This is a genomic window from Nocardioides sp. CCNWLW239 (genome assembly GCF_037137035.1).
Taxonomy (GTDB): domain Bacteria; phylum Actinomycetota; class Actinomycetes; order Propionibacteriales; family Nocardioidaceae; genus Nocardioides.
On the sequence record NZ_JBBBNW010000003.1, the window covers coordinates 163270 to 180149 of the forward strand.

The following is a 16880-nucleotide window of genomic DNA, read 5'->3' on the forward strand; positions in this document are numbered from 1 at the left end:
ATCCTGCGTCGTGTGGGTACCGGCCGGGTGTACAACGATGAGGAGGAACGACCATGTTCAAGAAACCAGCGTTGTTGACTGCTTTCGGCATCGGTTACCTGCTCGGCGCCCGAGCTGGGCGTGAGCGGTACGACGCCATCGTCGCCAAGGCCCAGGGTCTCTGGCACGACCCGCGGGTCCAGGAGAAGGCACACCAGGCCCGAGTCGTAGCCGAGGAGAAGGCGGACACGGCCAAGCACGCCGTCCAGGACAAGATGCCTGGCCACACCACGTCCACGACGTCCAGCACGTCCACGACATCCGCTACGACGCCGTCGACATCGTCCTCGACGACCTCGACGCCGTCCCGCCAGACCACGCCCGACGCCACCCGCCCCGGGACTGCCGGGGACCCGGTGACCGACATGCCGCGGGGGTGGGAGTCGTGACCGCGATCCACCAGAACGACGCCTCCATGGGCGAGCTGGTCTCCCGGCTCTCCGAGGAGATGTCCCACCTCGTGCGCGGTGAGGTCGAGCTCGCTCGCCTGGAGCTGACCGAGAAGGCCAAGCACACCGGTAAGGGCGCGGGGGCCTTCGGTGCCGCCGGCCTGGTGGCGCTGTACGGCCTCGGTGTCCTGATCGCCACCGCGATCCTGGCGCTGGCCCTGGTCATGGACGCCTGGCTGGCCGCGCTGCTGGTCGGGGTGGTGCTCCTGGCAGTGGCCGGAATCATCGCCCTGGTCGGGAAGAAGCAGGTCTCCGAGGGAACCCCGATGAAGCCCGAGCGTGCCACCGAGAACCTCAAGCGTGATCTGGAGGCCGTCAAGCACCACCGCCGGCCCGAGGACCGCATCGCGGGGAGGACGACACCATGACGCACAACTCGACCCGGCCCGTCGAGGCCGGCGAAGACACCAGCATCGCCGCCGTCGAGGCCGACCTGGCCCACACCCGGCACGAGCTCTCCGACACCCTCGACGAGCTCGCCGCCCGGCTGGACGTGAAGACCCGCGGGAAGCAGAAGGCCCACGAGGTCAAGGAGCAAGCGCAGGTCGCGGCCAGGTCTCGGGACGTACAGATCCGAGGCGGCATCGTCGCCGGAGTCATGCTCGGCGTGATCCTGATGCTGGCCCGACGGAAGCGCCGGCTCAGCCGCGGTGAGCCCGACTAGGTCGGGTCAACCGGTCCAGGAAGGCCACGAGCAGCGCCTCGCGCATCGCGGCGGAGGCCAGGTCGAGCATCGCGTTGACCTCGGCCATCCGCTGCGGTAGCGCGAGGCTGTGTCCTGAGCTTGTCGAAGGATCGCCCGGTTCGCTGCCGGCACCGATGAGGCCGGCGGCGAGCAGCAGGCCGTCGAAGTCCTCGTCGGTGAGGGCGAGCGGGTCGAGATCGGCGATGAACGCCGCCACCCCGGGATCGACGGCGACCGGACCCGCTGCCACGGCCGCCGCGACCGCTTCGGCCAGAGCGTCGAGGAACTCCGGTACGTGGGGGAGCGTCGCCGCGCTCACCGACAGGTGGATGGTGGCCGGCGCGCCGGCGTAGGACATCTGCGGCTGGACGTACCAGCCGCGGGCAGCCATCTCGTCACAGACCGTGAACGGGTCGCAGCTCGCATCGGTGCCGAGGGCGATCAGTGTGGAGTCGGGGGAGCTGACCTCGGTGAGCTCGGGCATCTTCTCGATGCCGGCGCGGATGCGGTCGACCGCCTCGAAGACGTCACGGGCGAGTCGTTCGTAGCCGTCGTCGCCCAGCGAGCGCATCACCGCCCAGGCACCCGCGAGGGGCCCGCCCGACTTCGTCGACTGCATCGTCGAGTTGAGCATCGTGTAGCCCGGCCATGCGGCCGAGGCGAAGAACTGCGGTCGCCGCAGCTGCGGGGTCCGGTGCAGCAGCACCGAGGTGCCCTTCGGGGCGTAGGCGTACTTGTGCAGGTCGAGCGAGATCGATGTGACGCCGTCGACCGCGAACGTCCAGGCCGGTACGTCGCGCCCGAGCCGGGACGCGTAGGGCAGCACCCAGCCGCCGATGCAGGCGTCGACGTGACACCTGATCCCGTGGGCGGCCGCCGCCGCGGCGATCTCGGTGACCGGGTCGACCACGCCATGGGCGTAGGACGGCGCCGAGGCCACGACCAGGACGGTCCGCTCGTCGATCGCCGCGGCCATCGCGGCCGGGTCCGCCCGGAAGTCCGGGCCGACCGGGACCATGACCGGCTCGACCCCGAAATAGTGCGCGGCCTTGTGGAAGGCGGAATGGGCAGTGGTCGGCAGCACCATCCGCGGCCGGTCGATCTCAGGGTGCGCGTCGCGCGCGGCCTGCACCGCGAGCAGCACCGACTCCGTGCCACCGGAGGTGACGGTGCCGACCACGGTCTCGGGTGCGTCGAGGAGGTCGGCGGCCATGCCGACGACCTCGGTCTCCATCCGCAGCAGGCTGGGGAAGGCGGTGGGGTCCAGGCCGTTGGAGCCGGCGTAGGCGGCCACCGCCCCGCGGCCGATCCGGTCGATCTCGGGCAGGCCGGAGTCGTAGACGTAGGCGAGCGTGCGGCCGCCGTGCACGGGGAGGTCGGCGGACTGCATCGAGCGGAGCTGGGTGAGGGCGTCGGTCATGGGGTGAATGTCCTATCTGGGTCCTACTGGGTCGCCGTCCACGTCATCGGCGGTGAGGGAGTAGCGCCGCAGCCACAGCAGGCTGAGGAGGGCCAGGCATGCCGGCAGCACCGAGAAACCGAGGGTGATCGCGGTCAGCGCCGAGTCGGGCTGGGCGACGTCGCTCCCGGTCGAGGAGCGGTAGCCGCCCAGCGCGAGCACCGCGGCGAAGACGCCGGGTCCAAGCGCCAGCCCGAGGGTCTCGCCGGCGGTCCAGACGCCGGTGTAGACGCCGATCCGGCTCGATCCGCTGCGCCGGGCGTCGACGGCGGCCGCGTCGGGGAGCATCGCCATCGGGAAGACCTGGCACCCGGCGTACCCGACCCCGACCAGCACCACCGCGGCATAGACGAGCGCCACCGGCGCCGACTGCGCGGTCGAGGCGAGCAGGGCGCCGGCGACGATGACGACCGAGGCGGCGACGTACCCGTTCTTCTTGCCGATCCTGGTGCCCAGCGCCGCCCAGGCGGGAGTGAGCAGCAGCGCCGGACCGACGAAGCAGACGAACAGGATGGTCGACGCACCGGTCCGGCCGAGGACGTCGGCGGCCAGGTAGTCGACGCCGGCCAGCATCGCGCCGAAGGCGACGGCCTGGATCACGAAGGTGACGAGCAGCCGGCGGAAGTCGGGCGCCGCCGCCACGATGCGGAGCTGGTCGCGCAGGCTGCCCGCGCCCGGCTGGACGGTGCGCACCGGCGCGCGCCGCGTGCCGACGTACGCACTGAACACGCCGACCAGGATGAGCACCGCCATCAGCACGCCCATGACCCGATATCCGTCGCGGCCGCCGACGGCGTCCCGGATCATCGGCGCGGAGGCGCCCGCGAGCAGGATGGTGAGTGCCAGGATCGCGACCCGCCACGTCATCAACCGGGTGCGTTCGTCATAGGAGTCGGTCAGCTCGGCGGGCATCGCGACGTAGGGCACCTGGAAGAACGCGTACGCCGTCGCGCAGCCCAGGAACAGGACCAGCACCCACAGCGCCTCGAGCCCGGTCGCCATCGACGGCGCCGCGAACAGCAGCGCGAACGTCACCGCCAGCGCGATCCCGGCCCGCCGCAACCAGGGCCGCCGTGGCCCTCTCGGGTCCACCGTCCGGTCGCTGATCCGGCCCGCGATCGGGTTCAGCACGACGTCCCACGCCTTCGGCGCGAACACGATGAACCCCGCTGCCAGCGCCGCGATCCCGAGCGTGTCGGTCAGGTAGGGGAGCAGCATCAGCCCCGGGATCGTGCCGAACGTACCGGTCGCCACGGACCCGGATCCATAGCCGAGACGTACGCCGAGCGGCAGGGTCGGGGCGGTGTGCATGGCGCAATAGTGCCGTGACGCGCGTCACCTGGTCCGAGGAGGGCCGATTTTGCGGTCGTCTCCGACGAGCTCAGGGAGGTGGACCTCGTCACCGGTGGAGACGACGCCGGACTCGAGGACCCGGCAGATCGATCCGGCGCGTCGGCGCAGCGCGTGCTGGGCGTTGGGTCCGATGGCGTCGTCCAACAGCTTGCACGGCGCCGCGACGCGCACCACCTCCAGGACCGCGGTCCCGATCCGGATCAGCGCCCCGGGCTCCGTCGGGACCGCACCGTGCGAGATGGTGATGTTGCGGCGCGTCGACCCCGGGTCGATCGGTGCACCGAAGTCGGCCTCGGCCTCGCGGATGGCCTCGAGACTCTGGATGCTGACCTGCCGGTGCTTGGCCCCCTCGTAGCGGTCTCCGACGATGCCCCGGGCCTGGACGATCTCGACGCTCTCGACGGACCGGGTCGGCAGCCGCCGCCCAGGGGCGACGTGGAGTGCGCTCACTACCGGCACGTTCACGATGGCAACGGTAGCGGGGCCCGGCAACGCCGCTGCGGACGTGTGGCAGATCACGCTGTGTGAAGGGACGAGCGGGACCATCCGGTGCTAGCCGGGCGTTGGTGACAGTGACGTCCCAGCCAGGGGCGTCAGTGAAGGGGGAAGCATGTCCAACGGCTACAGCAAGACTCCTGAGGCGCTGGCCCGTCTGAGCCAGATCCAGTTCCGAGTCACCCAAGAGGACGGCACCGAGCCGCCGTTCCAGAACGCCTACTGGGACAACCACGAGGCCGGCATCTACGTGGACGTGGTCTCCGGGGAGCCTCTGTTCTCGTCGACCGACAAGTACGACAGCGGCACGGGATGGCCGAGCTTCACCAAGCCGCTCGCGCCGGAGGCTGTCCGGACCGAGGTCGACAGGTCGCACCGCATGATCCGGACGGAGGCCAGGTCCGCCGTGGCGGACAGTCATCTCGGCCACGTCTTCGACGACGGACCCCGCGAGGCCGGTGGCCAGCGCTACTGCATGAACTCCGCCGCGCTGCGCTTCATCCCCGTCGACCGGCTCGCGGCCGAGGGCTACGGCGACTACCTGTCGCTGTTCGACACCAGCACCACCGACGCCGAGGAGGGACAGCGATGAACACCGAGACTCACGACAACGGCCAGGTCACACGCACGCCGGGCCTGGAGACGGCTGTCCTGGCCGGGGGATGCTTCTGGGGCATGGAGGACCTCATCCGCCGCCGGCCCGGCAACGACGTCGGCGTCTGACCGCTGGGTGGACGACGGGTCACGGTCCCGGCAGGGACCGTGACCCGGTTCGTCGGGCGGTCGAGCGGCGCCGCGAGTAGGTTGGCGTCATGCCGCTCGAGACCGGTGCCGTCGCGCCCGACTTCACGCTCCCTGCCCAGGACGGTACGTCCGTCACCCTCTCGTCACTGGTCGAGAAGGGCCCCGTGGTGCTCTTCTTCTACCCGGCCGCCGAGACGCCGGTGTGCACGAAGGAGGCCTGCCACTTCCGTGATCTCGCCGCCGAGTTCGAGGCGCTCGGCGCCCAGCGGCTCGGGATCAGCAAGGACTCGGTCGAGAAGCAGGCCGGCTTCGCCGCCCACCACGACCTGGACTATCCGGTGCTCTCCGACCCCGCCGGTTCCGTCGCCGCCCTCTACGGCGTGAAGCCCAGCATCCTCGGCAAGCTCGGGCCGCTGCAGCGTACGACCTTCGCCATCGGGGCCGACGGCCGGATCAAGGCGGTCGTCGAGGGGATGCTCAAGGCGGAGATCCACGCCGACGAGGCCCTCGCCGCGCTCAGGGGCGTGGCATGACAACCCGACCGGCCGTCGCCGTCACCGGCGCCACCGGCTTCGTCGGCGGCGCCGTCGCCCGTGCGCTGGGCGGCTCTGACGCCGCACTCCGTCTTCTCGTACGTGACACCGCGAGGGCACCGGAGATCCCCGGAGCCGAAGCGTTCTCGGTCACCTACAGCGACCGGGAGGCCGCGGTGAGAGCTCTCGACGGCGTTCAGACCGTGCTCATGGTCTCGGCCGCCGAGTCGGCGGACCGTCTGGAGCAGCACCTCACCTTCGTCGACGCTGCCGCGGCGGCGGGGGTGGAGCACATCGTCTACACCTCCTTCTTCGGTGCCGCGCCGGATGCCGTCTTCACGCTCGCGCGCGACCACTTCGCGACCGAGGAGCGGATCAAGGCGAGCGGGATGGGCTACACCCTGCTGCGCGACAACTTCTATCTCGATTTCCTCCCCTCCTTGGTCGGTGAGGATGGGGTCATCAGGGGCCCGGCCGGCGAGGGGCGCTTCGCGGCGGTTGCGCGGGCTGACGTGGCACGTTCCGCCGTGGAGGTGCTCACGATGCCGCAGGATCACCGGGGGGTCACCTACGACCTCACCGGACCCGAGGCGCTCACGATGGGCGAGGTGGCGGACATTCTCACCGAGCACCTCGGGCGTGAGGTGCGCTATCACGACGAGACGATCGAGGAGGCCTACGCGTCGCGTCGCCGTTGGGAGGCTCCTGACTGGCAGTACGACGCCTGGGTCTCCACCTACACGGCAATCGCCGCTGGACAGCTCGACGGAGTCAGCGGCGCCGTAGCCGGCCTCACCGGGCGTGAGCCCCTGAGCCTTCGCGATCACCTCGCCGCCGGCGAGTAGGCCTGTTCGGGCCTGCTCAGGGCTTGAAGACGACCTTCACCATCCCGTCGGACTTGGCCTGGAAGGACTTGTAGGCCTCCGGCGCCTCGCTGAGGGGGAGGTGATGAGTGGCGAAGGATTCCACACCCAGCGGGTCCTCGTCGCTCTGGAGGAAGGGCATCAGGTCGTCGGTCCAGGCGCGTACGTTGGCCTGGCCCATGCGGATGCCGACCTGCTTGTCGAACAGCTGCATCATCGGGAACGGGTCCATCGCACCGCCGTAGACGCCGGCGATGGAGATGGTGCCGCCGCGGCGTACGGCATCGAAGGCGGTGTGCAGCGCGGCCATCCGGTCGACGCCGGCCGTCTGCATCACCGCTCGGCCGGCGGCTCCGGGCATCATCGACACGACCTTGGTCATCCCCTCGACGATCGGTGAGCCGTGGGCCTCCATGCCGACCGCGTCGATCACGGCGTCGGCCCCGCGTCCGTCGGTCAGGTCGCGCACCTGCTCGGCGACGTCGCCGGAACCGAGGTCGATCGTCTCGGCCCCGCGCTGTCGCACCCGGGCGAGACGCTCGGGCTCGCGGTCCACGCTGATGACCTGGTGGCCGGCGTCGAGCGCGAAGCGGCTCGCCATGTCGCCGATGGGACCGGCACCGAGGACCAGTACGGTGCTCTCCGGGTCGGGATCGGCGTACTGCAGGGCCTGCCAGGCGGTCGGCAGGACGTCGGAGAGGAACAGGAACCGGTCGTCGGACGGGCCGCGCGGGACCTTGATCGGCAGCTCGTTCCCGAACGGGACGCGCAGGTACTCCGCCTGGCCGCCCGGGACCTGGCCGTAGAGCGAGCTGTAGCCGAAGAGGCTCGCACCGGTGCCCTGGTCGCGGTTCTGGGTCGTCTCGCACTGCGAGTGCAGGTCGCGCCGGCACATCCAGCAGGTTCCGCAGCTGATGTTGAAGGGCACCACCACCCGGTCGCCGACGCTCACCTCCCGCACGCCGGGCCCGGTCTCCGTCACGACCCCCATCGGTTCGTGTCCGACCACGTCCCCGGGGGTCATGAAGCCGGTGAGCACTTCGTAGAGGTGCAGGTCGGAACCGCACAGCCCGGTCGAGGTGATCTCGACGATGATGTCGTCGTCCTCGATGATGCGCGGGTCCGGGACGTCCTCCACCCGGATGTCGCGCCTGCCTTGCCAGGTGACCGCCTTCATGGATGTTCCTCCTTGGGATCGGGTCACCTGTGCGGTACCCCCATCCGGCGATTCGAGCCGGGGGAGCTGGGTGCTCGATCCGCGCGATGTGGGTACCGGTGGTCCATGCCGCGGCCAGATCGGTCGCAGGAGCGTGTGGAGGGTCGTGGACAACATGAAGGTCGTCGTCATCGGTGCGTCGGGAAACCTCGGCAGCGCCGCGATCCGGGCGCTGACCGCAGACGGTGCCGCCAGGGTGGTCGCCGTCGCTCGACGGGCACCGACCGGCCCGCGGACCAACGTCCATGCCTCCGTCGAGTGGCGCACGGCGGACGTCTCGACGGGCAACCTGGAGCCGGTCCTGGAAGGCGCCGACGCGGTCGTCCACCTCGCCTGGAAGTTCCAGCCGACGCACCGCCCCGAGGAGACCTGGGCGACGAACGTCGTGGGTACGCGGCGGGTTCTCGATGCGGTGGCCCGGGCAGGAGTCCCCGCGCTCGTGTGCGCCTCGTCGGTGGCGGCCTATTCACCGGCGTACCACGACGACCCGGTCGACGAGGGCTGGGACACCGACGGTGCCTCGCCTGCCGCGTACTGCCGGGAGAAGGCGTACGTCGAACGTGCCCTGGACGCCTTCGCCTGCGACCATCCGGAGGTCCGGCTGGTCCGGGTCCGGCCCGCCTTCGTCTTCCAGCGCTCGGCGGCCAGCGAGCAGCGGCGCATCTTCGGCGGACCCCTGCTCCGGCCGGCGTTCGTGGACCGCCGCCGGATCCCGGTGGTGCCGGTGCCGGCCGGTCTGCGTTTCCAGGCGGTGCATGCCGGTGACGTCGGCCGTGCCCTGGCCGCCGCCGTGACCACGGACGTGTCGGGCGCGTTCAATCTGGCCGGTCCCGGCGTGATCGGGCGCGACGAGCTCGGCGAACTGCTCGGCGCCCGGACCGTCGAGGTCCCGCCGGACCTCCTGCGCCGCAGCCTGGACACCGCCTGGCACGCCCGGCTGGCGCCGGTCCCCGGCAGCCTGCTGGCCGCGGTCATGCAGCTGCCGCTGATGTCGACCGCCCGCGCCGAGCTCAAGCTCGGCTGGCACCCTCACCACTCCGCCATGGAGGCGCTCGAGGCGGTGATCTCCGGGATCCCGGAGAAGGCCGGCAGCGACCTTCCGCCGCTGCGTCCCTGACCGTTGACGGCCGCTGATGACCAGGGCGACCCCGGAGAGCCGAGGAGAGGAACAGCGATGAACGACGAGGTCCTGCACGCCTACCTTCAACATCACTGGGCCGGCTCGAGCGCGGGCGTCGCCCTGTTCGAGCGGGTGGGCCGCTCGCACTCGGACGCCGCGGTGGCTTCGGCGGTCCGACAGCTGGCGACCGAGGTGGACGAGGACAGGGAGGTCCTGCGGCAGATCATCCTGGCGACCGGAGCGAACCCGTCGAGCGTCGCCGCGACGACGGGCCGGGCCGCCGAGCTCGTCGGTCGGCTGAAGCCGAACGGCCGGCTGGTGCGACGCTCGCCGCTGTCCGACCTCCTCGAGATCGAGGCCCTCCGCGACGCCGTGGCCGGTAAGCGGGCAGGGTGGCAGCTGCTGCTCGCGGCGGGCGACGTACGGATGAACCCGGAGCAGCTGGAGGAGCTCATCCGGCGTGCCGACGACCAGCTGGCCCGCCTCGAGGCCCTCCACCTGAGGGTCGGGCGCACGCTGATCGGTGCATGAGGGCAGGGTCCGCGGGTACCTGATGGCATGCCGTCACTGAGCTGTCTGATCCTGAACTGCACCCTCAAGCGCACGCCGGCCGAGTCCAGCTCCGCGTTGCTCGGGTCCCAGATCCTCTCGGCGCTCGCGGACAACGGAGTGAAGGGCGAGATGGTCCGGGTCGTCGACCACGACGTCCGCTTCGGGGTGAGCACCGACGAGGGCGACGGGGACGAGTGGCCGCGACTGCGCGAGCAGATGCTGGCCGCCGACATGCTCGTGCTGGTCACGCCGATCTGGCTGGGGCAGCCCTCCTCGGTGTGCAAGATGGTGCTCGAGCGGCTCGACGCCGAGCTCTCCGAGACCGACGACCAGGGCCGGATGCTGACCTACGGCAAGGTCGCCGGGATCGGTGTCGTCGGCAACGAGGACGGCGCCCACCACGTCACCGCCGAGCTCTGTCAGGCGCTCAGCGACGTCGGCTTCACGATCCCCGCGGCCGCCTCGACGTACTGGGTCGGGGAAGCCATGCAGGGCGTGGACTACAAGGACAAGACGCCGACGCCGGAGGCGACCGCGGGGACGACCACGACGCTGGCTCGCCATCTGACCCACCTGGCCGGCCTGCTCCGCAGTTCTCCCTACCCGGCCGCAGAGTGACGCGGTGAGGTGATCACCGCGGGTTCGGGGGAGGACCGAACATCGCGATGTGACGCAGCGCGAGCTCGACGTACGCCGCCCGCTCGGTCAGCGGGTGGCCGAGGAGCTCCTCGGCCTTGCCGAGCCGATAGCGCACGGTGTTCTTGTGGACGAAGAGAGCCTCCGCGACCGCGTCCAGGTTGCGGTGGGTGAGGAAGGCGAGGGTGGTCTGCCTGACCTGCGCGAGGTTCTTGTCCGCACCGCACAGCGGCCCCACCTCACGGAGCACCATCCGTTCCACCAGGTCGCGGTTGCCGTCGACGAGGCAGAGCAGCTCCACCTCGTGGTAGTCGACCACCGGGGGAGCGAGCACGCCGGCCGTCGCGACCTTGTGGGCGGCGCGGGCCTCGTGGTGTGACCGCCGGAACCCGTCCGCGCCGCGCTGGGACGTGCCCAGGCTGATCCGTACGCCGCTCCCGGTCAGCCGTCCGGACAGCTCCTGGGCGCCGGAGAGGTCGGGAGGCGTCGCGGTGGCCAGCCAGCCCCACCGGTCCCGGTGTCCCGCGACGTGGAGCAGCGGAGCCGGTGCGCCCACCAGGCGGGCGAGCTCGCCCGCGAACATCTCCAGGTCGCGGTCGTGGACCACCCCGCTGGTCTGCCAGACGACGAACCCGGTCTGCCAGTGGTCGAGCCGGTGTCGCAGGTCGGCGGAGACCTGCTCGGTGGGCTTGACCGTCTCCTGCAGGAGGCCGTCGATCAGCGATGCCCGCCGCGCCAGCGCGCCCTCGACGAGCAGCTGACGCTCGGCGTAGAAGGTCTCGATGAGCTGCTCGACGGTGTCGTCGATCCACTGGCCCGCCCGGCTCCAGATGAAGACCAGCGCCTCGTCACGGCCGGGCCGCGGCAGCGGCGGCTCCTGGGTGACCTCGGAGAGATAGGCGAAGACCAGCTGGTGCGCGGCCCGGTAGACCTTGAGCAGCACGCCGAGATCCATGCCTCGACGGGCGAGCGAGCGGGCGAGGTTGCCGGCCTGGGCGGGGAGGTGATGGCGGTAGTCGGCGGCGACGACCATCTCCAGGAAGGCCCGCCACTGCGAGTCGGTGCTCTGGTCGAGGTCCTTGGTCAGCAGCGGGTCCGCGGCGAGCTGCGGCAACTGGGCCAGGATGCCTTCGTCGACGTAGCGGACGAACCGTTCGACCGCCTCCTGCCGGAGCGCCTCGTGGGCGAACTCCTCGAGCCAGGCTTCGAGCTCGGCGTTGTCCTGGGGCATGTGTCTCCGCGGGTTCGGTCGGGGCTGTGGGGGAGCCGGATGTGAGCCCCGCCACTCGGAATTGTTCCCCGGTACAACGATCGGGTTCAACTCTGGCGGCTCACGCCAAGAACCGTCGGTGTGACCCCTGGCACAGTCGGCCGGACACGACCACCACCTTGGAAGGGATGGCAGGCTGATGGCGAGCACGAAGACCGGGCGAGGCACCCGCGCGGCCCAGAAGACGTACGACTACATCGTGGTGGGGGCAGGATCCGCCGGTGCGGTCGTGGCCGCGCGCCTGTCCGAGGACCCGCGTACGTCGGTGCTGCTCGTCGAGGCCGGCGGATCGCACAAGCACCTGAGCGTGCAGGTCCCGGCGGCGTTCTCGAAGCAGTTCAAGACCGAGCGTGACTGGAACGTGGTCACCGAGCCCGAGCCGCACCTGGATGGCCGCCGTATCTACCACCCGCGCGCGAAGATGCTCGGCGGGTGCAGCGGCATGAACGCGATGATCTACATCCGCGGCAACCGGGCCGACTACGACGGCTGGGCCAAGGCCGGAGCGACCGGCTGGTCCTACGACGAGGTGCTCCCGTACTTCAAGCGAGCCGAGACCAACTCGCGCGGCGCCGACGAGTTCCACGGGGACAGCGGCCCCCAGCACATCCAGGACCTGCGCTCGCCGAGCCCGGTGGTGCAGCGCCTCATCGAGGGCGCCGCGGCCACCGGTCTGCGACGCAACGACGACTTCAACGGCGCCGAGCAGGAGGGCACCGGCTTCTACCAGGTGACCCACAAGCGGGGCTCGCGCTGGACGACGGCCGACGGTTACGTCGCTCCGGCGGCCAAGCGCCCCAACGTGACCGTGCTGACCGACACCCATGTGCGCAAGGTGGTCATCGCCGATGGTCGCGCGGTCGGGATCGAGGCCGAGGTCGACGGTGCCACCGTCCTGCTGAGCTGCAACCGCGAGGTCGTGCTCTCCGCGGGAGCGCTGAACACGCCGCAGCTGCTGATGCTCTCCGGGATCGGGCCGGCCGAGCATCTCGCCGAGCACGGCATCGAGACGGTCGTGGACAACCCGAACGTCGGCGCCCACCTCATGGACCACCCGATGTACCTGGTCAACGTCGAGACCACGGCGAAGGGCAACCTGGCCGAGGCCGAGTCGCCGAAGGCGCTGCTGTCCTATCTGGCGGCGCGCCGCGGCATCCTCACCTCCAACGTCGGCGAGGGCGGTGCGTTCTTCCGCACCCGCGAGGGCCTGGACGCCCCTGACATGCAGCTGATCTTCGCCCCCGGCTACTTCTGGGACCACGGTTTCGGCACCCACGACAAGCCGGCGATCGGCATCGGCTGCTCGCTGGTCGGCTCGAAGAGCCGTGGGCAGGTCCGCCTGCGCAGCGCGGACCCGAAGGACCAGGTGGCGGTCACGTTCAACTACTTCGCCGAGCAGGACGACATGGACGCCATGGTCGCCGCGGTGGAGAAGGTCCGCGAGATCCTGGCGACGTCGCCGGTGCGCGACCTGGTCGGCACCGAGATCCACCCCGGTCCCGCGGTGCAGAGCCGCGACGAGCTCGAGGCCGAGATCCGGCGCACCGTCGAGCACACCTACCACCCCTCCTGCACGGCCCGCATCGGCTCGCCGGAGGACGGCGTCGTCGACCCGGAGCTGCGGGTGCACGGTGTCGCCGGCCTTCGGGTCGCCGACGCGTCCGTCTTCCCGACCGTCACCCACGGCAACACCCACGCGCCCACCGTCCTGGTCGGCGAGAAGGCCGCGGACCTGATCCGCGCGGCACGGTGATCGAGATGAACGACCAGCACGCACAGTCCGCGGCGGCCTCCGCCGCCACCGTCAGCCCCGCCGTGGAGGCCGACGCCATCGCGGCCAGGCTCGGGACGGCCGAGAAGACCTGGGCTGCGGCCCCGCTCGGCGAGCGCGTCGCCCTCCTCGAACGGTTCGGCCGGCTCGTCGACGAGCACGCCGCCGCCTGGGTCGAGGCCGCCTGCCGTATCAAGCAGCTCCCGGCCGGCTCGCCGCTGGAGGGCGAGGAGTGGATCAGCGGCCCCTGGGCGGTGCTCACCTACGTACCGGCGCTGGCCGAGACGCTGCGCCGGCTCCAGCAGGGCACCGACGTCCTGGCCGGCTTCCACACCCGCACCGTCGGCACGGACCAGCTCGCGATCGACGTGCTGCCGCACTCGATCTACGACCGGCTCCTCCTCAACGGCTACTCCGCCTCGGTCTGGATGCAGCCGGGAGTGACGAAGGACGACGTACGCCGGGAGGCCGGGCTCACCCAGCGTGACCCCGCCGCCACCCGCGGCAGCGCTCTCGTCCTCGGCGCGGGCAACATCTTCTCCATCGCTCCGCTGGACGTGCTCTACCAGCTCTACGCGGAGAACCGGGTCGCGGTGCTCAAGCTCAACCCCATCGCCGAGGAGCTGGAGCCGGTGCTGAGGGCCGTCTTCGCGCCCTATCTCGAGCTCGGTGTCGTCGAGATCATCACCGGGGGAGTGGAGATCGGCTCTGCGCTGGCCCATCACCCGGGGATCGCCGCCGTGCACATGACCGGCAGCGAGCGCACCCACGACGCGATCGTCTGGGGTCCCGCCGAGGAGGCCTCGGTGCGGAAGCAGGCCGGCACCCCGCTGCTCGGCAAGCCGATCACCAGCGAGCTGGGCGGAGTGGCGCCGGTGATCATCGTGCCCGGCACCTGGACGGCTGCCGACATCGAGCACCAGGCGCAGCACGTCGCCACGATGCGGCTGCACAACTCCGGCTTCAACTGCATCGCCGGGCAGGTCGTCGTGCTCAGCTCCGACTGGGAGCAGAAGGACGAGTTCCTCGCCGCCCTGCGCCGGGCGCTGGCCTCGGCACCGCACCGGCCGGCCTGGTACCCCGGCTGCGAGACCAGGGTGGCGGGCGCGCGTGGTCTCCACGCCTCGGCCGAGGCGGTCGGCGGCACCCCGGAACGTACGCTCATCACGGGTCTCGACCTCTCCGACGCCGACGAGACCGCCTTCACCGAGGAGTACTTCGGCCCGGTGCTCGGGGTGGCCGAGCTCCCCGGCCGCGGCGAGAGCTTCCTGCGGGCCGCGGTGGACGCCGCCAACGAGCGGCTGCACGGCACGCTGGGCGCCAACCTGATCGTCGACCCGGCCACGATGAAGGGGCTCGGCGACGTCGTCGAGCAGCAGATCGCGCGGTTGCGCTACGGCACCATCGGCGTCAACGTGTGGACCGGTCTGGGCTATCTGACCGCGCACGCCACCTGGGGGGCCTTCCCGGGACATCCCCTCGAGGACGTGCAGAGCGGTCGCGGCGTCGTGCACAACGCCCTGCTCCTGGACCGGACCGAGCGGACGGTCGTGCGGGGACCGTTCCGCACCGCGCCGCGCGGCCTGCTCCACGGCGAGCTCACCATCTCGCCGAAGCCGCCGTGGTTCGTCGACAACCGCACCGCCGGCACCACCGGGCGTCTCCTCACCGGGTTCGCCGCGTCGCCGTCGGTCACCGCGCTCCCCGGCATCTTCGTCTCCGCGCTACGAGGCTGAGCCTGGCTGTCGGTCCGGTACGTCTCGGTCGTGCCGTCCCCCACCCGAACACCGAAAGGATCACCATGACGAGTCCCCGAGAAGCCACCGATCACGTACGTCGACAGCACAAGGAGACCTTGGCGGCACTGCCGTTCCACGAGAGCGACGAGGCGAGCGAACGCGGCCTGGTCGCGCGCTGGACCGGTGGCCCGATCACCGCTGCCGACGGGCGCGTGGTGTGGGACGTCGACGCCTACGCCTTCCTCGAGGGCGAGGCGCCCGACACGGTCAACCCGAGCCTGTGGCGACACAGCCGGCAGGTCAGCCGGCAGGGCCTCTACGAGGTGCGTCCGGGCATCCACCAGGTGCGCGGTCTCGACATCGCCAACATCACCTTCATCGAGGGCGAGCGCGGCGTCATCGTGGTCGACCCGCTGGTCTCGGTCGAGTGTGCCGCCGCTGCGCTCCGGCTCTACCGCGAGCACTGTGGCGACAAGCCGGTCACCGGTGTGATCCTCACCCACTCCCACATCGACCACTTCGGCGGGATCAGGGGTGTGGTCAGCGACGAGGACGTCGCGGCCGGCGTCCCGGTGATCGCGCCGAGCGGGTTCCTCGAGCACGCCGTCGGCGAGAACGTCTTTGCGGGCACGGCGATGGCCCGGCGCGCGGCGTACATGTTCGGTGCGGCGCTGGAGCGCGGTCCCCGCGGCCAGGTCGGTGCCGGGATCGGCCAGACCAACTCGACCGGGCAGGTCTCGCTGATCCCGCCGACGGTGCTGGTGGGGGAGACCGGTGAGGAGCACGTGGTCGACGGGGTCCGTCTCGTCTTCCAGATGACGCCGGACTCGGAGGCCCCCTCGGAGTTCCACTTCTACCTGCCTGACCTCAAGGCGCTGTGCATCGCGGAGAACTCCAACCACGCGATGCACAACCTGCTCACCCTGCGCGGTGCGCTGGTGCGCGACGCCCACGCCTGGGCGGGCTACCTCACCGAGACCATCGAGACCTGGGGCCGCGAGGCCGAGGTCGCCTTCGGCGGTCACCACTGGCCGACGTTCGGCAACGAGGCGATCCGCGAGCACCTGGCCCTGCAGCGGGACATGTACGCCTACCTGCACGACCAGACGCTGCGCCGCCTCAACCAGGGCTACACCGGCACCGAGATCGCCGAGGACTTCCCGATGCCGCCCGCGCTGGAGCAGAACTGGGCCAACCGGGGCTACTACGGCACGGTCAGCCACAACGTGAAGGCGATCTACCAGCGCTACATGGGCTGGTACGACGGCAACCCCGCCCGCCTGTGGCAGCACCCGCCGGTCGAGCAGGGCCGACGGTTCGTCCGTGACATGGGCGGCGCCGACGTCGTCGTCGCCAAGGCCCGGGCCGCGTACGAGGAGGGCGACTTCCGCTGGGCCACCACCCTGCTGGACCACGTGATCTTCGCCGAGCCCGACCACGAGGCTGCCCGTGAGCTCCAGGCCGACACCTTCGAGCAGCTCGGCTACCTGGCCGAGAGCGGACCGTGGCGCAACGTCTACCTGGCCGGGACCCACGAGCTGCGCCACGGCAGCTTCGGCACCCCGCTCTCCTCGGCGGGGGCGGACATCATCCGGGCGCTCAGCGCCGAGCAGATCTTCGCCGCACTCGCGATCCGGATCGACGGCCCCCGCTGCTGGTCCGACCACCTCCGGCTGGACGTGGAGTTCACCGGCACCGGTGAGCGCTACCGGCTGACCCTGCGCAACGGTGTGCTCACCCATTCCGCACGCCCACAGCCCGACAGGGCGCAGGCGAACCTGCGGCTCCCCGCGCCGGCGGTGCTGGCCGGCCTGCTCCTCGGCGGCTCCGCCGCGCCCGAGGACCTGGCCGCCGCCGGCGGCGAGATCGACGGCGATCCCGGCGTGCTCGCCCGGCTCGTCTCCGTCCTGGACGCCCCTGACCCGGGCTTCGCGATCGTCACTCCGGAGTGATGGC

General features: G+C 71.1%; 18 protein-coding genes. 13 read left to right on the top strand and 5 right to left on the bottom strand.

Annotation, left to right across the window (positions count from 1 at the left end; genetic code table 11):
* Positions 1 to 53 precede the first annotated feature (53 nt).
* The 3 genes from WBG06_RS12585 to WBG06_RS12595 are packed head-to-tail and all read left to right on the top strand — an operon-like array spanning position 54 to position 1152.
* Positions 54 to 428 (top strand): hypothetical protein, encoded by a 375-nt coding sequence (locus WBG06_RS12585; RefSeq protein ID WP_336737110.1) that lies wholly within the window; start codon positions 54 to 56, stop codon positions 426 to 428.
* Positions 425 to 856: a phage holin family protein gene (locus WBG06_RS12590; protein ID WP_336737112.1), complete on the top strand. Its 432-nt coding sequence runs from the start codon at positions 425 to 427 to the stop codon at positions 854 to 856. The genes WBG06_RS12585 and WBG06_RS12590 overlap by 4 nt, the downstream gene beginning before the upstream one ends.
* Entirely contained in the window at positions 853 to 1152 is a 300-nt protein-coding gene (locus WBG06_RS12595) for a DUF3618 domain-containing protein (protein WP_336737114.1), read from the top strand. The genes WBG06_RS12590 and WBG06_RS12595 overlap by 4 nt, the downstream gene beginning before the upstream one ends.
* Here WBG06_RS12595 and WBG06_RS12600 read toward each other — a convergent pair.
* From WBG06_RS12600 to WBG06_RS12610, 3 genes are read right to left on the bottom strand one after another with little or no spacing between them, the layout of a single operon-like run.
* Positions 1130 to 2593, bottom strand: coding sequence for a pyridoxal phosphate-dependent decarboxylase family protein (locus tag WBG06_RS12600; protein ID WP_336737116.1), 1464 nt, complete (start codon positions 2591 to 2593; stop codon positions 1130 to 1132). The two genes, WBG06_RS12595 and WBG06_RS12600, sit on opposite strands and share 23 nt — an antisense overlap.
* Positions 2594 to 2605: 12 nt before the next feature.
* On the bottom strand, positions 2606 to 3943 hold the full coding sequence (locus WBG06_RS12605) for an MFS transporter (RefSeq protein WP_336737117.1): 1338 nt from the start codon (positions 3941 to 3943) through the stop codon (positions 2606 to 2608).
* Between the two features lie 24 nt (positions 3944 to 3967).
* Positions 3968 to 4450 (bottom strand): MOSC domain-containing protein, encoded by a 483-nt coding sequence (locus WBG06_RS12610; protein ID WP_336737119.1) that lies wholly within the window; start codon positions 4448 to 4450, stop codon positions 3968 to 3970.
* A gap of 145 nt (positions 4451 to 4595) precedes the next feature.
* Here WBG06_RS12610 and msrB point away from each other — a divergent pair, with 145 nt between their 5' ends.
* The 4 genes from msrB to WBG06_RS12630 all read left to right on the top strand — a co-directional run bounded on the left by msrB (position 4596) and on the right by WBG06_RS12630 (position 6602).
* Entirely contained in the window at positions 4596 to 5072 is a 477-nt protein-coding gene (msrB, locus tag WBG06_RS12615) for a peptide-methionine (R)-S-oxide reductase MsrB (protein ID WP_336737120.1), read from the top strand.
* Complete coding sequence (locus WBG06_RS12620; protein WP_336737121.1) at positions 5069 to 5203, top strand: hypothetical protein; 135 nt, start codon at positions 5069 to 5071, stop codon at positions 5201 to 5203. The genes msrB and WBG06_RS12620 overlap by 4 nt, the downstream gene beginning before the upstream one ends.
* Positions 5204 to 5292: 89 nt before the next feature.
* Positions 5293 to 5757 carry a peroxiredoxin gene (locus WBG06_RS12625; RefSeq protein ID WP_336737122.1) on the top strand — a complete coding sequence of 155 codons (465 nt, stop codon included), beginning with the start codon at positions 5293 to 5295 and terminating at the stop codon, positions 5755 to 5757.
* Positions 5754 to 6602 (top strand): SDR family oxidoreductase, encoded by an 849-nt coding sequence (locus WBG06_RS12630; protein ID WP_336737123.1) that lies wholly within the window; start codon positions 5754 to 5756, stop codon positions 6600 to 6602. Before WBG06_RS12625 ends, WBG06_RS12630 begins: the two co-directional genes overlap by 4 nt.
* Before the next feature lie 16 nt (positions 6603 to 6618).
* Here the strand turns inward: WBG06_RS12630 and WBG06_RS12635 are convergent, their stop codons facing one another.
* On the bottom strand, positions 6619 to 7797 hold the full coding sequence (locus WBG06_RS12635; RefSeq protein ID WP_336737124.1) for an alcohol dehydrogenase catalytic domain-containing protein: 1179 nt from the start codon (positions 7795 to 7797) through the stop codon (positions 6619 to 6621).
* A 154-nt stretch (positions 7798 to 7951) separates the two neighbouring features.
* Here WBG06_RS12635 and WBG06_RS12640 point away from each other — a divergent pair, with 154 nt between their 5' ends.
* From WBG06_RS12640 to WBG06_RS12650, 3 genes are read left to right on the top strand one after another with little or no spacing between them, the layout of a single operon-like run.
* Complete coding sequence (locus WBG06_RS12640; protein WP_336738052.1) at positions 7952 to 8953, top strand: NAD-dependent epimerase/dehydratase family protein; 1002 nt, start codon at positions 7952 to 7954, stop codon at positions 8951 to 8953.
* Positions 8954 to 9010: 57 nt separating this feature from the next.
* Positions 9011 to 9487: a hypothetical protein gene (locus WBG06_RS12645; RefSeq protein ID WP_336737125.1), complete on the top strand. Its 477-nt coding sequence runs from the start codon at positions 9011 to 9013 to the stop codon at positions 9485 to 9487.
* A gap of 27 nt (positions 9488 to 9514) precedes the next feature.
* On the top strand, positions 9515 to 10126 hold the full coding sequence (locus WBG06_RS12650) for a flavodoxin family protein (RefSeq protein WP_336737126.1): 612 nt from the start codon (positions 9515 to 9517) through the stop codon (positions 10124 to 10126).
* A gap of 13 nt (positions 10127 to 10139) precedes the next feature.
* Here the strand turns inward: WBG06_RS12650 and WBG06_RS12655 are convergent, their stop codons facing one another.
* Positions 10140 to 11375 (bottom strand): PucR family transcriptional regulator, encoded by a 1236-nt coding sequence (locus WBG06_RS12655; RefSeq protein ID WP_336737127.1) that lies wholly within the window; start codon positions 11373 to 11375, stop codon positions 10140 to 10142.
* Positions 11376 to 11553: 178 nt separating this feature from the next.
* Here WBG06_RS12655 and WBG06_RS12660 point away from each other — a divergent pair, with 178 nt between their 5' ends.
* The 3 genes from WBG06_RS12660 to WBG06_RS12670 all read left to right on the top strand — a co-directional run bounded on the left by WBG06_RS12660 (position 11554) and on the right by WBG06_RS12670 (position 16876).
* The gene (locus tag WBG06_RS12660; RefSeq protein ID WP_336737128.1) at positions 11554 to 13167 is read left to right on the top strand and encodes a GMC family oxidoreductase; all 1614 of its coding nucleotides are present in this window, start codon (positions 11554 to 11556) and stop codon (positions 13165 to 13167) included.
* 5 nt (positions 13168 to 13172) lie between these two features.
* Entirely contained in the window at positions 13173 to 14921 is a 1749-nt protein-coding gene (locus tag WBG06_RS12665) for an aldehyde dehydrogenase family protein (RefSeq protein WP_336737129.1), read from the top strand.
* A 65-nt stretch (positions 14922 to 14986) separates the two neighbouring features.
* The gene (locus WBG06_RS12670; RefSeq protein ID WP_336737130.1) at positions 14987 to 16876 is read left to right on the top strand and encodes an alkyl/aryl-sulfatase; all 1890 of its coding nucleotides are present in this window, start codon (positions 14987 to 14989) and stop codon (positions 16874 to 16876) included.
* Positions 16877 to 16880 lie beyond the last annotated feature (4 nt).